At 63.6% G+C, this 14,873-nt stretch carries 16 protein-coding genes; 7 read left to right on the forward strand and 9 right to left on the reverse strand.

Going from position 1 to position 14,873, the window contains the following annotated elements:
- Positions 1 to 21 precede the first annotated feature (21 nt).
- The 3 genes from LB516_RS07360 (at position 22) to LB516_RS07370 (ending at position 3,257) form a co-directional block, all read left to right on the forward strand.
- The gene (locus LB516_RS07360) at positions 22 to 1,500 is read left to right on the forward strand and encodes a YcjX family protein (RefSeq protein WP_224682573.1); all 1,479 of its coding nucleotides are present in this window, start codon (positions 22 to 24) and stop codon (positions 1,498 to 1,500) included.
- Complete coding sequence (locus LB516_RS07365; RefSeq protein WP_140821797.1) at positions 1,497 to 2,582, forward strand: YcjF family protein; 1,086 nt, start codon at positions 1,497 to 1,499, stop codon at positions 2,580 to 2,582. The genes LB516_RS07360 and LB516_RS07365 overlap by 4 nt, the downstream gene beginning before the upstream one ends.
- 123 nt (positions 2,583 to 2,705) lie before the next feature.
- On the forward strand, positions 2,706 to 3,257 hold the full coding sequence (locus LB516_RS07370; RefSeq protein WP_140716846.1) for a hypothetical protein: 552 nt from the start codon (positions 2,706 to 2,708) through the stop codon (positions 3,255 to 3,257).
- Between the two features lie 121 nt (positions 3,258 to 3,378).
- Here the strand turns inward: LB516_RS07370 and LB516_RS07375 are convergent, their stop codons facing one another.
- The 3 genes from LB516_RS07375 to LB516_RS07385 form a co-directional block, all read right to left on the reverse strand.
- Positions 3,379 to 3,645: a hypothetical protein gene (locus tag LB516_RS07375; protein ID WP_224719244.1), complete on the reverse strand. Its 267-nt coding sequence runs from the start codon at positions 3,643 to 3,645 to the stop codon at positions 3,379 to 3,381.
- Between the two features lie 172 nt (positions 3,646 to 3,817).
- Positions 3,818 to 5,026, reverse strand: coding sequence for an MFS transporter (locus LB516_RS07380; protein WP_224719245.1), 1,209 nt, complete (start codon positions 5,024 to 5,026; stop codon positions 3,818 to 3,820).
- Between the two features lie 58 nt (positions 5,027 to 5,084).
- On the reverse strand, positions 5,085 to 6,074 hold the full coding sequence (locus LB516_RS07385; protein WP_015317681.1) for an AraC family transcriptional regulator: 990 nt from the start codon (positions 6,072 to 6,074) through the stop codon (positions 5,085 to 5,087).
- Positions 6,075 to 6,233: 159 nt separating this feature from the next.
- On the opposite strand from LB516_RS07385, the gene LB516_RS07390 reads away from it, so the two are divergent.
- A complete protein-coding gene (locus tag LB516_RS07390) occupies positions 6,234 to 8,069 on the forward strand; it encodes a monovalent cation:proton antiporter-2 (CPA2) family protein (protein ID WP_015317680.1) in 1,836 nt (611 codons plus the stop codon).
- Between the two features lie 11 nt (positions 8,070 to 8,080).
- Complete coding sequence (locus LB516_RS07395; protein ID WP_224719246.1) at positions 8,081 to 8,626, forward strand: DUF924 family protein; 546 nt, start codon at positions 8,081 to 8,083, stop codon at positions 8,624 to 8,626.
- A gap of 8 nt (positions 8,627 to 8,634) precedes the next feature.
- Here LB516_RS07395 and folK read toward each other — a convergent pair whose 3' ends face one another.
- From folK to folP, 3 genes are read right to left on the reverse strand one after another with little or no spacing between them, the layout of a single operon-like run.
- The gene (gene folK, locus LB516_RS07400; RefSeq protein WP_015317678.1) at positions 8,635 to 9,147 is read right to left on the reverse strand and encodes a 2-amino-4-hydroxy-6-hydroxymethyldihydropteridine diphosphokinase; all 513 of its coding nucleotides are present in this window, start codon (positions 9,145 to 9,147) and stop codon (positions 8,635 to 8,637) included.
- Complete coding sequence (gene folB / locus LB516_RS07405; protein ID WP_140616272.1) at positions 9,131 to 9,490, reverse strand: dihydroneopterin aldolase; 360 nt, start codon at positions 9,488 to 9,490, stop codon at positions 9,131 to 9,133. The genes folK and folB overlap by 17 nt, the downstream gene beginning before the upstream one ends.
- 3 nt (positions 9,491 to 9,493) lie before the next feature.
- Complete coding sequence (folP, locus tag LB516_RS07410; RefSeq protein WP_140664267.1) at positions 9,494 to 10,342, reverse strand: dihydropteroate synthase; 849 nt, start codon at positions 10,340 to 10,342, stop codon at positions 9,494 to 9,496.
- A 114-nt stretch (positions 10,343 to 10,456) separates the two neighbouring features.
- Here folP and LB516_RS07415 point away from each other — a divergent pair, with 114 nt between their 5' ends.
- Both LB516_RS07415 and LB516_RS07420 read left to right on the forward strand, forming a co-directional pair.
- Positions 10,457 to 11,077 carry a DUF922 domain-containing Zn-dependent protease gene (locus LB516_RS07415; RefSeq protein WP_141906691.1) on the forward strand — a complete coding sequence of 207 codons (621 nt, stop codon included), beginning with the start codon at positions 10,457 to 10,459 and terminating at the stop codon, positions 11,075 to 11,077.
- Positions 11,078 to 11,307: 230 nt separating this feature from the next.
- Positions 11,308 to 12,789, forward strand: coding sequence for an MDR family MFS transporter (locus tag LB516_RS07420; RefSeq protein WP_224719247.1), 1,482 nt, complete (start codon positions 11,308 to 11,310; stop codon positions 12,787 to 12,789).
- Here the strand turns inward: LB516_RS07420 and LB516_RS07425 are convergent, their stop codons facing one another.
- From LB516_RS07425 to LB516_RS07435, 3 genes are all read right to left on the reverse strand, one after another.
- Positions 12,790 to 13,821, reverse strand: coding sequence for an NAD(P)/FAD-dependent oxidoreductase (locus LB516_RS07425; RefSeq protein WP_140616266.1), 1,032 nt, complete (start codon positions 13,819 to 13,821; stop codon positions 12,790 to 12,792).
- An 88-nt stretch (positions 13,822 to 13,909) separates the two neighbouring features.
- Positions 13,910 to 14,230 (reverse strand): 2Fe-2S iron-sulfur cluster-binding protein, encoded by a 321-nt coding sequence (locus tag LB516_RS07430; protein ID WP_015317672.1) that lies wholly within the window; start codon positions 14,228 to 14,230, stop codon positions 13,910 to 13,912.
- Between the two features lie 142 nt (positions 14,231 to 14,372).
- A complete protein-coding gene (locus tag LB516_RS07435; RefSeq protein WP_015317671.1) occupies positions 14,373 to 14,741 on the reverse strand; it encodes an Hpt domain-containing protein in 369 nt (122 codons plus the stop codon).
- Between the last annotated feature and the right edge of the window lie 132 nt (positions 14,742 to 14,873).

Here is a 14,873-nt window from a genome sequence, read left to right on the forward strand (position 1 = left end):
GCAAGCCCGAGAGATCATATTTTGGCATCATCGCTGACCACCTTCACCGACGAGGCAAGAATTGCCCTCGACACATTGTCGGGACGTGCCACCGGACTTTTTTCTCCATCGCTGCGTCTGGGTGTGACGGGTCTCTCCCGCGCCGGCAAGACCGTCTTCATCTCTGCCTTCGTCCACAATCTGATCCACGGCGGACGTCTGCCGCTGTTCGAGGCGCAGAAATCGGGGCGGATCGCGCGCGCCTTCCTCGAACAGCAGCCCGACGACGCCGTGCCGCGTTTTCAATACGAAGACCACATCGCCGCTTTGGTCAACGATCGCGTCTGGCCGGACTCGACCCGCGCCATTTCGGAACTGCGGCTGACGATCGAATATGAATCGGCCTCCGGCTGGAACCGCATGTTCTCGTCGGGCAAGCTGTCGGTCGACATCGTCGACTACCCCGGCGAATGGCTGCTCGATCTGCCGCTGCTCGGCAAATCCTTCGCCGATTTTTCGCGCGAAGCCCTCGAAATGGCCACGCTGCCGGTGCGCGAGGACCTTTCGCTGGCCTGGCGAGCGATCTCGGCGGAAATCGACCCGAATGCCGACGCCGAGGAAATGACGGCACGCCGGCTGGCTGAAAGCTTCGCCGCCTATCTCAAGGCATGCAAGCTCGACGAACGGGCGCTTTCGACTTTGCCGCCCGGCCGTTTCCTGATGCCCGGCGATCTCGAAGGCTCGCCCGCGCTGACTTTCGCGCCGCTGGCCGGCCTGGGCGACAGGCGCGCGCGCAACGGCTCGTTGCACGCCATGATGGAACGGCGCTACGAGGCCTACAAGACGCATGTCGTCAAACCGTTCTTCCGCGAGCACGTCACGCGCCTGGACCGCCAGATCGTGCTCATCGACGCCATGCAGGCGCTGAACGCCGGGCCTGGTGCCATGGCCGATCTGGAGCGCGCTGTCACCGAGATCCTCAGCTGTTTTCGCCCCGGCCGAGGCAGCTTCATAACCGACCTTTTCTCCCGGCGTATCGACCGCATCCTGGTCGCGGCGACCAAGGCCGATCATCTGCACCACGAAAGCCATGACCGGTTGCAGGCGATCGTGCGGCGCCTTGCCGACCGCGCCGTGGCGCGGGCGAATTTCACCGGCGCCGATGTCGACGTCGTCGCCATGGCGGCGGTGCGCGCCACCCGCGAAGGCACCGTCAAGCAGGGCCGCGAGACATTGCCTGTTATCATCGGCACGCCGATCGCCGGCGAGAAGATCGATGGTGAAACATTCGACGGAAAGACGGAAACAGCTATATTTCCTGGTGATTTGCCGGAGAACATTGATGCTGTTTTCGACCTTTCGGGGCCGGATCACAGACAGGACTCCACGGACCCGGCAATCCGCTTCGTCCGGTTCCGTCCGCCGAAACTCGAACGCACGGCCGAAGGTGTCACGCTGTCGCTGCCCCATATCAGGCTAGACCGCGCCTTGCAGTTCCTGATCGGAGACTATCTGGCATGACCGCGCCCCGCAAACCGGCGGCATTCCGCATCGAGCCGGAAGCCGCGCCGAAACAAGACGCGCCACAAGCACGCCAGACCGAACCGTCGCGCAGACCGCGCTCCATGAAGGCTGATGTGGCGCTGGTCATCCCGGCGGAGGTCGACGTTTTCGACGAACCGGACGTTATTGCCGCCGAGCCGCCGCCATCGGTCGCCCCCAGAAGGCGCTCGGTTCTCGGCAGCATCTTCTTCGGCGCCTTCGGCGTGCTGGTTTCGCTGGCTGTCGGCCTGTGGACCGACCAGTTGATACGCGATCTCTTTGCCCGCGCCGAATGGCTGGGCTGGCTGGCCGCCGGGATGGCGGCGATTGCGCTGCTGGCGCTGCTGGTAATCCTGATTCGCGAGTTCCTGGCCATCGCCCGCCTCGCCGAGGTCGAAAAGCTGCAGAAGCGCGCGCTCGATGCCATCGCGCGCGACGATCCGAAGGCGGCACGCGCGGTGGTCGACGAGTTGTCGGCCTTTGTCGCGGCCAAACCCGAGACCGCTGCCGGCCGGCGCGCGCTGGCTGAATTGCGCGGCGAGATTATCGACGGCGCCAATCTGGTGCGCCTGGCGGAGGCGGAAATCCTCGGCCCCCTTGATGTCAGGGCCAAGGTGATAATTCTCGAGGCCGCCAAGCGGGTTTCGCTGGTGACGGCCGTGAGCCCTCGCGCGCTGGTCGATGTCGGTTATGTGGTGTTCGAGGCCGGGCGCCTCATCCGCCGGCTTTCGGAACTCTATGGCGGACGGCCCGGAACGCTGGGTTTCTTCCGCCTGGCGCGCAGCGTACTGGCGCATCTGGCGGTCACCGGTTCGATCGCCATCGGCGACAGTTTCGTCCAGCAGATCGTCGGCCACGGCCTGGCGGCCCGCCTCTCGGCAAAGCTGGGCGAAGGCGTCGTCAACGGCATGATGACGGCGCGCATCGGTATCGCCGCGATGGAGACGGCGCGTCCCCTGCCCTTCAGCGCTGCCAGGCGCCCGGGGCTGGGCGATTTCCTCGCCGCATTGACGTCGTTCGCAGCCAAGAAAGACGCCGAAACAGCCGGCTCCGGCAAATAGCGTCCAGCTCTTCGGGACGATGATCGGACTGCTGTTTCGAGGGCCCGCGGTGACGAAGCATTAACCAATCTTCTTCATGGTCGAACGGGTTTCAAACAGCCTCGTTGTTGCCGGGTGTCGTCGATGAAAAGCGTAATTCTGTCCAGCGTCCTGCCCCTGGCGACGGTGATCACAGCTGTCGTCGGCATTGCCTCGGCGGCCTCTGCCACGGAACCGGACAAGCAGTTTTTCCAGTCGGCCGAAGGCAAATGGGTTGGCCCGGGCGAAATCGTCGCCGGCAAATACAAGGGCACGAAATTCAACTGCAGCTTCACCGGCTCCACGCCGGACGGCAAGATGGGCATGACACTGGACGGCGGTTGCCGGGTCGGCATGTTCACCCAGCCCATGTCGGCCAAGATCGAGCGCAAGGGCCGCGACTACAAGGGTTCCTTCATGGGTGGCGCTGCCGGCGCCGGCCTCGATATCATCGGCGGCAACGTCGTCGATGCCCACAAGGTGGTCTTCACCATCAACCGCAACCAATTGCGCGGTGTCATGCAGGCCCGCATTCCCGACGACAATTCCATGACCGTAACGGTTGCCGTGCGCGTTCAGGACCAGTTGGTGCCCGTCATCGGCATGAGCCTGAAGCGCGTCGATGCCGTCGAAGTCGGCTCCATCGCGCCGAACTGAGCACACCCTCGCCTACGCTATTCCGGACGGAAAAACACTTTTCCTGGGATTTTCGAACCCCACAAAACAAAGAGGCGGCGGCCCATCGCCACCGCCTCCTTGGAAACGGACGAACCAGGCGTCAGCCCTTGATCGCCTTGGTCAGCTCGTCGTACGCCCTGCAGGCATCGGCCAGGGTCGTGGAACCCTGGTACTTGGTCGTCACCGCCTGAACCTTGGCGGTCAGGTCAGCCGCCTTGGACGGATCCTTGGTGATCGCCTCCTGCAGCGCGGCGGCCATGTCCTGCGCCTTCTTGGTCGCGATCTCGGTCGTGCATTCCGGCGCCTTCGAACAGGCCGAGCCGGCAAGCACCGCCAGCCCGGCGGCAACGAGCAAAAACTTCTTCATGTCAGTCATCTCCTCAAAAGGGTGCGACTTGATCGCCGCTCACCCCCAATGGCCGAAGCCGAGCGTGCTTAGCCTTCGATTGCGGCAACAAGCAACGCGCCCATGGCGTAAACTTGTGTAAAGAGCCTGCAACATTGCGGCGGTTCGAGTTCGATGTCAGCTGGAGCAAAGTTCAGCCGCGAGGCTGCAGCAGAGCGAGCACAGCTGTCGATGCAGCAAGGATGGCCGTAACGGTCAACGGCGCCGTGGCACCATAGGTGTCCACGACATAGCCACCGACAACCGCGCCGATCGTGATGGCAACCTGGAAAGAGACGACCATCAGGCTGCCCGCTGCTTCCAGCGCGTCAGGTGCCGCACGCGAGAGATTGGTTGGCAGCACCACCGGCCCCATGCCGAAGGCGAAGCCCCAAAGCGTGACGAATCCGAAGGCAACGCCAATGTGCACGCCCCAAAGCACCAAGGCCAGCGCCGCAACCGCCATTAACGCCGCGGTGACCACGAGAGCCATGTGAATATTGGCATCGGCCATGCGGCCGCCGGCAATGTTGCCGATCACAGCGGCGATGCCAAACCCAAGCAGAGCCAGGGCAATTGGACCGGTTGCAAGCAGCGTGACGTGTTCGAGGAAGGGGCGCACATAGACAGAACCAGCAAAATGCCCCGTCATCAGCAAGACAATGGCCAGCATGCCGATTTGAATGCCGCGCCGCCGTGTAAGCCGAAACACGTCTGCAAGACTGTTGCTTGTTGTCGCCGGCAAGGTCGGCAGGCTGAGCAACTGCGCCAACATGGCCAATACGGCCAGCCCCGCTGTCATGGCCATGGCGCTGCGCCATCCCAGCCAGTCGCTGATCAACGCCCCCAAGGACGGCGCGGCAATGGTGGCGAGCGAGACGCCGAGGGTAACGATAGCCATGCCCCGGCCTGTCGCATTGGCGCCGACCAGCCTCGCCACGACGGCAACCGAAAGTGCCCAGAAAGCGCTGAGAGCGATCCCCAGCCCGGCCCGGCCCAACAACAACAGCCAGAAATTGGGTGCCAGCGCCGCAAGGATATTGGAAGCCACCGCCAAAGCCATGAGACCGACCAGCACCGTCTTGCGGTTCAATCGGCCGATGAGAACATTGCTCAACATGGCCGTCACGGCGCCGACGGAAGCGGTGGCGGTGACGACCTGTCCGGCCGTTCCCTCACTGATACCGAGATCGCGCGCCATTGGCGTCAGCAGGCCTGCCGGCAGGAATTCGGCCGACACCAGGGCAAAGCTGGTGGCCGCCAGTGAAATGACCGCAAACCAGGTGGCTGCACTCCACGCGGCCGGCGTGTCGGCATCAAGGCCAATCGCGGTGTCTTCAAGCTGTAATGTTGTGTCTGTCACGGAAAGATCTCCAAGTTTGGAGATCTTGATAGACGAGTTCTGTCGGATGATATGTATCTTAAAATCCGAAATTCATGTCTATTCGTCCGGGATTTGTGCGACGCACAATTCCCGGCGAGACATTGGTGATGCGCTTGAACGCGCGAGCGAAGGATGCCTCGGAATCATAGCCCAAACGGGTAGCGACCTCGGCAACCGACAAGCCGCTCTGCCCCAACAACTCGCGGGCAAGCTGCATGCGCAGGCGGGCGAGATAGCGCGCGGCACCCTCGCCCAATACAGCGCTGAAACGCGCGGCGAAAATCGATCGCGATTGGCCTGCCACGCTCGCAAGGCTTCCCAGCGTCCAGTCGTGGCCGGGGTCTCGATGCATGGCTGCCAGGGCGCGGCCGATATGGGGATCGCGGATGGCTGCGAGCCAACCTGTGGTCGAGGCTCCGTTGCAATTGACCCAACAGCGGATGAGCCGGGCTGTCAGCAAATCCGCCATACGCGACAAGATGGTGGCGCTGCCCATCTGCGGTTGCGCGGCCTCCATCGTCATGGCAGCCAGCAAAGGACCAACGACCGGGTCATTGCCGGCCACGTCGCAACCCTTGATGACAGCCGGCATCAACGTGATCAATGGATTGAGCGCACAGGAGTCCAAGGCCATGGAGCCGCAGAAAAGGGTGCTTGTCGCGCCCGTTCCTTCCCGCACCACTTCGCAGACATTGCCCCCTAACTTGATCACCTGGCAGCCCTCGAGCGAGTCGCCCACCACGTCCGGCGCACTCGCCAGCCGATGGGCGATGCCCTGCGGCAGCAGCACCAGATCGCCATCGCGCAACTCTTGCCAGCCCTGCGCTTCGGTGTGAATCCAGCACGGACCCTGGCCGACAAAGTGAAAACGAAGCAGCGATTGTCGCGGAAATTCTATGCTCCATGGATGTCGGAGCTCGCAGCGGCCATAGTTGACGCCACTCAGGCGAAAGTCTTGCAGGACTTCGCTGAGCGCATCCATCGGGATATGGGACGGCGAAGACGGCTGGGACGAACGGTCAAGCATGCAGCTGATATAGATGCCGAACGTCCCGCAGACAAGCGGAGACCGTTGTTCCACCGGGGGAGTCGCACCGGCAGCACCCTACCTTTCCTGGCAGGCTTCCCGCCCTTGCCTCCCGCTCCCACTGCATGCAAGGAGTGCTATACGACAAAGGGACGGATCATGGCGGCAGAGGCAGCGGGCAGCGATCTCATTCAGGTGGTGGCATTGCTGGCGGCGGGCGTGGTGGCCGTCCCGATCTTCAAGCGCATGGGTCTCGGTTCGATTCTCGGTTACCTGGCCGCCGGCGTGGTGATCGGTCCGTTCGGCCTCGGCGTCTTTTCCGAATCGGGAGCCATCCTCCATGTCGCCGAACTCGGCGTGGTCATGTTCCTGTTCATCATCGGCCTGGAAATGCAGCCGTCTCGGCTCTGGGGCCTGCGCCGCGAGATCTTTGGGCTGGGCGCGCTTCAAGTCGGCGTCTGCGCGGTGCTCTTGACTGGTGTCGGCATGGCCGGAGGGTTTCCGATCGCGCAATCCTTCGTCGCCGGCGCCGGTTTCGTGCTGACCTCGACGGCCATCGTCATGCAGCTTCTGGAAGAACGCGGCGAAATCGCCGCGCCCAAGGGCCAGCGCATCGTCTCCATCCTGCTGCTGGAGGACTTGGCCATCGTGCCGCTGCTCGCCTTGATTGCTTTCCTGGCGCCGGGCGGTGCCGGTACCAGCCTGTCGGAGCGGCTGACCGAGGTCGGCATCGGCCTCGCCGCGATCATCGGCCTGGTGGTGGCGGGACGCTACCTCCTCAACCCCTTCTTCCGCATCCTGGCGGATGCCCGTGCGCGCGAAGTGATGACGGCTGCGGCTCTGCTGGTCGTGCTCGGATCGGCGCTTGCCATGCAGCTCAGCGGCCTGTCGATGGCGATGGGCGCGTTCCTGGCCGGCGTGCTGCTCTCGGAATCAACCTTCCGCCACCAGCTTGAAGCCGACATCGAGCCGTTCCGCGGCATCCTGCTCGGCCTGTTCTTCCTGGCGGTCGGCATGTCGCTCGATCTGCATGTGGTGGCCGCGAACTGGAAGCTGATCGCCGTCTACGTCGTGGCCTACATGGTGATGAAGGCTTTCGGCATCTACATTGTCGCCCGCATCCTGAAATCAGGCCACCGCGAGGCACTGGAGCGCGCGGTCTTCATGGCGCAAGGCGGTGAATTCGCCTTTGTGCTCTATTCCGCGGCCGCCGCCGTCGGCATCATCGACGGCCAGGCAAACGCAACGCTGACCGCGATAGTCATCATCTCCATGGTGCTGACGCCGCTGGCGATCATCGCCTTGCGCTATTTCACGCCACGGGACGAGCAGTCGCTGGACGGCGTCGAAGTCGCCGACGGCCTGTCCGGCAGCGTGCTGATCATCGGCTTTGGCCGCTTCGGCCAGATCGCCAGCCAACCCCTGCTCTTGCGCGGCATCGACGTCTCGATCATCGACAACGATGTCGAGATGATCCAGGCGGCCGCCGATTTCGGCTTCAAGGTCTATTATGGCGACGGCACGCGGCTGGACATCCTACACGCGGCCGGGGCCGGCCGGGCGCGGGCCGTGCTCATTTGTGTCGACAAGCCCGACGCCGCCATCCGCATCGCCGAACTCGTCAAGGCTGAGTTCCCCTTGCTTACGGTGCTGGCCCGTGCGTTCGACCGCGGCACGGCGCTGCAGCTCATCCGCGCCGGCGTCGATTATCAGCTGCGCGAAACCTTCGAATCGGCGCTCGTCTTTGGTGGCTCGACCCTCGAGGCGCTGGGCGTCGATCCCGAGGACGTCGCCGAAACGATCGAGGACGTCAGGCGCCGCGACACGGCCCGGTTCGAGACCCAGCTCGCCGAAGGCATCCGCTCGGGACAGCGTTTCCTGAAAGGCAATATCGGTACGCCGATCCCGACCCCACTCTCCACGCCCCGCCGTCCTGGCCAGGCGCTCAACGAGGAAACGGCCGGCGTCCTGCATAAATCCGAATCGGCGGATTGAGGGAGTTAGGCATGGAATTGGACAGAAGAGCCCTGTCGATCACCAAGTTCTGGCGCGACGCCGGCGAGGATGCTTGGTTCGAGAAGAACGACGCTTTCGATGCCGATTTCCGCGACCGCTTCCTCGATCTCCACTACGCTGCAGCGCGCCGTGAATGCGATGTCTGGTCAAGCCATGCCGAGGGCTCGCTGGCGCTGATGATCCTGCTCGACCAGTTCCCGCGCAATTGCTTTCGCGGCACCGGCCACATGTTTGCGACCGACCCACTGGCAAAGCATTTTGCGCAAAAAGCGGTCGATGCCGGCCACGATCTGGCACTGGAGCCGGAGGTCCGTGTGTTCCTCTATTTGCCGTTCGAACATTCGGAAAACCTTGCGGACCAGGAACGGTCGGTCGAACTTCATACCGCGAGGGCCGCGTTCAATCTGAAATACGCGCTGGAGCACCGCGACATTATCCAGCGCTTCGGCCGCTTTCCGCACCGCAACCGGATGCTTGGCCGCGAGACCACGGCTGAGGAAAAAGCATTCCTGGATGACGGTGGTTTCTCCGGCTGATCCGCGATTTAGCGCCGCCACCAGTCGCGGCCCGACGGCAGCCGCTCGATGCCGGCCGCATCCACCGCGCTCAGGCGATCGGCCACGCGTTTGCCGCCGACGGCAAGATCCGGCGCGATTTCGGCCAGCGGCGCCAGCACGAAGGCGCGCTCCAACATGCGCGGGTGCGGCACTTCCAGGCCCGTTTCATGGATGATGCGGTCGCCGAACACCAGGATGTCGATGTCGATGAGGCGCGGCCCCCACCTCTCCTCACGCACACGTTTGAGCTTTCGCTCGGCATCGAGGCAGAGGTCGAGCAATGCCCGCGGCGACAGCCGCGTCGACAATTCGGCGGCCGCATTGAGGAAATCCGGCTGGTCGAGCTTGCCCCAGGGCGGCGTCCGGTAGAGCGAGGAGACGGCGGCCATGTCGGTATCGGGATCGGCGTCGAGCAGGCGCAACGCGGCTCCCATCGACGCCGCCGGATCGCCCAGATTGCCGCCGAGGCTCAGATAGACGGTGTTATTCGGGCCAGACAACGGTCACCTCGACGTAATCGAGCACGCCAGGCACCGGCGCATTGGGCTTGCGAACGGTGACCTCGGCTTTCCGGATCTGGGGAAAGCGCCCGGTGAGAGCCTTCGCGACTTCCAGGGCCAGCGCCTCGATCAGGCAGCGCCGGTGTCCGGTGATGATCTCCTCGATGACGGTGAAGGCGACGCCGTAATTCACCGTTTCCCCGATGGCGTCATCGACGAGCGCGCGTCCCGGCTCGACGGTGAGCGAGGCATCGACATAGAAGCGCTGCCCCAGCGCTTCTTCCTCGTCCAGCACGCCATGCCGGGCAAAGAAGGCGCAATTCTTCATGCGGATGACATACATGGCTCAGCGTTCCGATCCGGTTTCCCGCGCCAGCATAGCATCCGCCACCGCCAGCGCGTCCACGTTGATTGCGACATCATGGACGCGAAACAGATGCGCGCCCTTGAGCCGGAGAATGACGCTGGTCGCCGCCGTGCCGGCCGCCCGGTCGGCGGCGTCGCGGCCGGTGACGGTGCCGATGAAACGCTTTCGTGACGTACCGGCCATCAGCGGGAAGCCTAGCGCGCCAAGCTCGGCAAACCGTGCCATCAGATCGAGGTTTTCCTCCGCCGTCTCCTTGGCGAAGCCGAAGCCGGGATCGAGCACGATATGGCCGTCGGCGACACCTTGCCCGCGCCCGATCTCAAGCGATTTTCCCAGGAACGCCAGCTGGTCGGCGATCACATCGGGCAGCTTGTCGCGATCCCGTCCGGTATGCATGATGACAAGCCCGGCGCCGGTTTCGGCCGCCACCCGCGCAATGTCGGGCTCACGCTGCAGACCCCAGACATCGTTGACGATATGCGCACCGGCCTTGACGGCGAGCCGGGCGGTGTCGGCACGATAGGTGTCGACGGAAATCAGCACGTCGCCGACCTGCGCCAACGCCTCGATCACGGGCAGGATACGGGCCTGCTCCTCGCTGGCCGATATCGCGGCGGCGCCCGGGCGAGTCGATTCTCCGCCGACATCGATGACGGCGGCTCCTTCCCCGATCATGCGGCGCGCCTGGACGAGCGCGGGTTCAGGAGCATCAAACAAGCCGCCATCGGAGAAGCTGTCGGGTGTGACATTGAGGATGCCGACGACCACGGCCTTGCCGCCAAGCTCGAGATGGCGTCCATGCGCCAATTGCCATCGCCCCGCCGTCATTGCGCTTCAACCATGGGCTCATCAACCAAGATGTCATCAACGATCTGTGGTCCGCATTGGATCAATTCCGTTGCGCCGGCGAAGGCCGTAAAGCAAGGTGATTGAAGAGGCAACATGATGATACGATCCCTGCTCTGCGCACTGCTGCTTACCGCCGCCGTTCCGGCGAATGCGGCCAATCTGGTGAAGACATACAGCTATTTCGCCATTGGCGGCAGAACGCTGGAGGATATCGAGCAGCAACTTGCCAAACACGGGCCCCAGGTCAAAAGCACGGGGTCGCGCCACCCTGGCGCCACCCAGATGGCTTTCACGACACGCATTAGCTACGCCAGCCAGCCGGGCTCCTGCCGGATCGCCGACGCGGCCGTCACCGTCAAGGTCAAGGTGATCCTTCCGGAATGGCGCCGCCCGCGCAAAGCCGACGCCGATGTGCGGCTGTTCTGGGATACCTTGTCCGCCGACATCAAGCGCCATGAAGACCGCCATGTCGAGATCGCCCAGAACCACGGCCGCGCGCTGGAAGACGCCCTGAAGGCAGCTTATCCGCAGAAGGATTGCGATGCCGCAAAGGCCAAGGCCGCCGCGATCACTGCGGCCGAGCTTGCCAAACACGACAGGGACCAGGTGCGGTTCGACCGTGTCGAAGGCGCCAATTTCGAAAGCCGCATCCTGCGGCTGCTGCGTTACCGGATGGAGCGCATCGAGAGCGGCCAGTTGCGGCCGCCGGCCTGAATCTCCTCGCCGCCTCCGTTCGCCTGGATGCAAGCCAGCCGGGCGGAAGCGTAGTGCCAGCTTGGAATTTTTTTCGAGCAACCGTCGAAATCGGCCTATACGGAACGACATATCCAGGGTTGCCAAGGGCACAATCCAGAAGCACGGGCATCACGATCGATCACGCCGCGGATGCACCAGACAAGCCCAATGGTGATGCGGCAGCGCAAAGCGCATGGACGAGAAGATTTATGGACCACGCTGTCGACAAGCAGGCCGTGGCGGCCGTGAGCGCGCCGCTGAGCGAAAGCGAAAAGAACGCCATTATTGGCGGCGTTCTCCTGTCGATGCTGCTGGCAGCCCTCGACCAGACCATCGTCGCGCCCGCCATGCCGACCATCGGGCGCTTGCTCGGCCGTGCCGAATACCTGCCATGGATCGTCACCGGCTACCTCTTGACCGCAACCGCCGTGGCACCGCTCTACGGCAAGATTTCCGACGTCTATGGGCGTCGGCCAACCGTCTACGCGGCAATCCTCATCTTCCTTGCTGGATCGCTGGTCAGCGCACTGGCCCCCAACATGTTCGTCCTCATCCTGGGTCGCGCGATCCAGGGGGCCGGCGGCGGTGGTCTTTTCGCGCTGACGCAGACCGTGGTCGGAGACCTCGTCCCGCCGCGCGAGCGGGCGCGCTATGCGGCGTGGTTTTCCGGCACCTGGGCCGTTGCCAGCGTCGCCGGGCCGCTGCTGGGCGGCACCTTCGCTGAGCATCTGCACTGGTCTCTCATTTTCTGGATCAATATCCCGCTGGGCTTTCTTGCCATGGCGATCATCAACAAGCCGCTCAAGAAGCTGCCCATCGCTGCCAAGAACCACAGCATCGATGGCCTTGGCGCATTGCTGCTGATCGTGGCAACGGCGCTGTTGCTGCTGGCACTGAACTGGGGCGGCAGTGCCTATCCCTGGTTATCGCCGGAAGTCATCGGCGTCCTGGCGTGCTCCGCGCTGTTCTGGGGCGCCTTTGCCTTGCGGCTGATGCGGGCGGCCGAACCGCTCATCTCGCTCGAGGTGCTGGGCAACCCGATCGTCCTGGCCGGCACCCTGTCGATGTTCCTGCTCCAGGCCTCCAGCGTCGGCCTTGCCGTGTATCTGCCGGTCTATCTGCAGTCGATACTCGGCCTCACGGCCAGCGAGTCGGGCATTGCAATGCTTGGTCTTCTGCTTGGAACCGTGGGCGGCGCCGCTTCCAGCGGCCGCCTGATACCACGCTTCACCCACTACAAGCGCATCGCCGTGGTCGGCGTCGTCTTCGCCATCCTGTGCATGGGCCTGCTGGCCTTTGTCGCCGGCCATGCATCGCTGCTTGTCGTCGAAGCCCTGACCATCTGTATCGGGCTGGGAACCGGCACGACATTTCCGGTAACCACCGTGTCCGTGCAGAACGCCGTCGACCGCATGCATCTTGGCGTGGCGACGGGGGTGCTTACCTTTCTGCGTTCGCTGGGCAGTGCATTGGGGGTGGCGATGCTCGGCGCGGTCGCCCTTGGCTTTGGGTTGCCGCTGGCCGGCGAAGGCGTTCAGGTGGCTGGACATGTCGTATCGGCCCAACCCTTCGTGATGATCTTTCTCGTCGCGGCCGGCACTCTGGGATTGGGCCTCGTCACGCTGACGCTGATGCCCGAGAAAGAACTTCGGGGCCACGTCGATGATCCGGCGCCGATCCTGGCGGAATAACTAGCCGGAAACGCCGAGCTTCTTTTGCAGGCTGGTGGACGAGGTCGTGTACTGGAACACGATACGCTCGCCGGGGCTGACGATGCGCTTGGCGGCCTGCGCCATCAGCGCCACCTCGTGAAAGCCCGACAGGATCAGCTTCAGCTTGCCCGGGTACCAGTTGATGTCGCCCACCGCGAAGATGCCGGGCACCGAGGTCTGGAACTTCTCGGTATCGACCGGGATCAGGTTCTCGTGGAGATTGAGCCCCCATTCCGCGATCGGGCCGAGCTTCATGGTCAGTCCGAAGAACGGCAGCATGCGGGTGCAAGGCACCTCGATGTCGCCATCCGGGCCGCCCTTGATGGTGGCCGATGACAACTGGCCATCGGCTCCGGTGAGCCCGGTCACCTGACCGACCCTGAATTCCAGCTGCTTCATCTCCTGCATGGCATACATCTTGTTGACGCTGTCGGGCGCCGCGCGAAACTCGGCCCGCCGGTGAACCAGTGTCACGCTCTTTGCCATCGACTGCAGGTTCAGCGTCCAGTCGAGCGCCGAGTCGCCGCCGCCGACGATGACAAGGTCATGGCCGCGGAAATCCTCCATCCGGCGCACCGAATAGAAGACGCTCTTGCCCTCATAGGGTTCGATGCCCGGGATCGGCGGGCGCTTCGGCTGGAATGAGCCGCCGCCGGCGGCGATGACCACCACCTTGGCCTCGAATACCTCGTTCTCGTCCGTGGTGACGCGAAAGCCGCCGTCTTCCAGCTTCTCAAGGCTGGAGACCATGCGGTTATAGGTGAATTCAGGCTGGAACGGCGCGACCTGCTCGAGCAGCTTGTCGACGAGCCCTTGCGCCGAGATCGAGGGCCAGCCGGGAATGTCGTAGATCGGCTTTTCCGGATAAAGTTCCGCGCATTGGCCGCCGGGCTTGTCGAGGATGTCGATCAGGTGGCATTTCAGGTCCAGCAGGCCGAGCTCGAACACGGCGAACAGGCCGACCGGCCCTGCCCCGACAATGAGGACGTCTGTGCTGATGATGCCGGTCATGATGCGCCTCGCTGCGAAAGTCCGGGCGAGACTGCATGACCAGCGGCCCGCTGCCAAGCGTCAGCGGCAAAAATCGCCCGTGCTGGCTTCAGCCCTGACGCTCGGGCACCCGGACGATCAGGCCGTCGAGCGCGTCGCGTACCTTGATCTGGCAGGACAGGCGCGAGTTCGGCTGGACGTCGTAGGCGAAGTCCAGCATGTCTTCCTCCATCGCCTCGGGCTCGCCGACTTCGGCCGTCCATGCCTCATCGACATAGACATGGCAGGTCGCGCAGGCGCAGGCGCCGCCGCACTCCGCCTCGATGCCCGGGACAGCGTTGCGGATGGCGTTCTCCATGACCGTCGAGCCGTTTTCGGCGTCCACGTCGAAATGTGTGCCGTCATGGGCGATGAAGGTCAGTTTGGTCATTTGTCACCTGAAGGGAGTTCCACCCCGGACGAAGGGAGTTCGCCCGAGGGGAAAGCGAGTTTCGCCCGAGATAATCACTCCGGCAAACAAGTCAACTGCCGTGCGAAAGCGGCGCTCCGTGACGTTTTTGTCGCAACCTGGATCAGCGATTGATGGCGGCGATGAAGTCGCGCACTTCGTCGATCAGCCTGCCGAGCCGCTTGAGCGTCTGGGCGTCTTCCGGGCGATGCTCGATATCGGTGACGCAATCGGCGATGGCGAAGGCACCCACGCCACGGGCCGACCCTTTCAAACCATGAGCCAGCAGGAGCCGGTCCTTGATGTCGGCATCGACTATTTTGTCGCGTACCGACAGTGCCTGCTGTACAAACAGCGCCAGCACCTCTTGCTCGAGGGCGCGGTCGCCCATCGTTTGTCGGGCAAGGTGTGCCAAATCGACCGGTCGGGACTGCCTCGTTCCCGATACGTCGCCCCCCGGCATTGAGAAGGCAATGCCGCTTTCGCCACGCATGAACTCGAACTCCATTTTCTTCGGTCGCCTGAAAACCTAGGCGAATCCAGTGGACAACGGGTTAATGGATGGCCCGGAAAAATGTTGCGAAAGGGGCGCCCAAATCACGCTTCCGTTAACCTTATATTTAAA

The sequence above is a fragment of the Mesorhizobium sp. CO1-1-7 genome (assembly GCF_020164885.1).
Taxonomy (GTDB): Bacteria; Pseudomonadota; Alphaproteobacteria; order Rhizobiales; family Rhizobiaceae; genus Mesorhizobium; species Mesorhizobium australicum.

What these genes read in the sequence shown, in the direction of transcription:
- LB516_RS07430 (WP_015317672.1), bottom strand. Translation starts at nt 14,230, where the DNA reads ATGACCAAACTGACCTTCATCGCCCATGACGGCACACATTTCGACGTG.
- LB516_RS07395 (WP_224719246.1), top strand. Translation starts at nt 8,081, where the DNA reads ATGGAATTGGACAGAAGAGCCCTGTCGATCACCAAGTTCTGGCGCGAC.
- LB516_RS07370 (WP_140716846.1), top strand. Translation starts at nt 2,706, where the DNA reads ATGAAAAGCGTAATTCTGTCCAGCGTCCTGCCCCTGGCGACGGTGATC.
- LB516_RS07420 (WP_224719247.1), top strand. Translation starts at nt 11,308, where the DNA reads ATGGACCACGCTGTCGACAAGCAGGCCGTGGCGGCCGTGAGCGCGCCG.
- folP (WP_140664267.1), bottom strand. Translation starts at nt 10,342, where the DNA reads ATGACGGCGGGGCGATGGCAATTGGCGCATGGACGCCATCTCGAGCTT.
- LB516_RS07415 (WP_141906691.1), top strand. Translation starts at nt 10,457, where the DNA reads ATGATGATACGATCCCTGCTCTGCGCACTGCTGCTTACCGCCGCCGTT.
- LB516_RS07365 (WP_140821797.1), top strand. Translation starts at nt 1,497, where the DNA reads ATGACCGCGCCCCGCAAACCGGCGGCATTCCGCATCGAGCCGGAAGCC.
- LB516_RS07425 (WP_140616266.1), bottom strand. Translation starts at nt 13,821, where the DNA reads ATGACCGGCATCATCAGCACAGACGTCCTCATTGTCGGGGCAGGGCCG.
- LB516_RS07390 (WP_015317680.1), top strand. Translation starts at nt 6,234, where the DNA reads ATGGCGGCAGAGGCAGCGGGCAGCGATCTCATTCAGGTGGTGGCATTG.
- LB516_RS07435 (WP_015317671.1), bottom strand. Translation starts at nt 14,741, where the DNA reads ATGCGTGGCGAAAGCGGCATTGCCTTCTCAATGCCGGGGGGCGACGTA.
- folB (WP_140616272.1), bottom strand. Translation starts at nt 9,490, where the DNA reads ATGTATGTCATCCGCATGAAGAATTGCGCCTTCTTTGCCCGGCATGGC.
- LB516_RS07375 (WP_224719244.1), bottom strand. Translation starts at nt 3,645, where the DNA reads ATGAAGAAGTTTTTGCTCGTTGCCGCCGGGCTGGCGGTGCTTGCCGGC.
- LB516_RS07385 (WP_015317681.1), bottom strand. Translation starts at nt 6,074, where the DNA reads ATGCTTGACCGTTCGTCCCAGCCGTCTTCGCCGTCCCATATCCCGATG.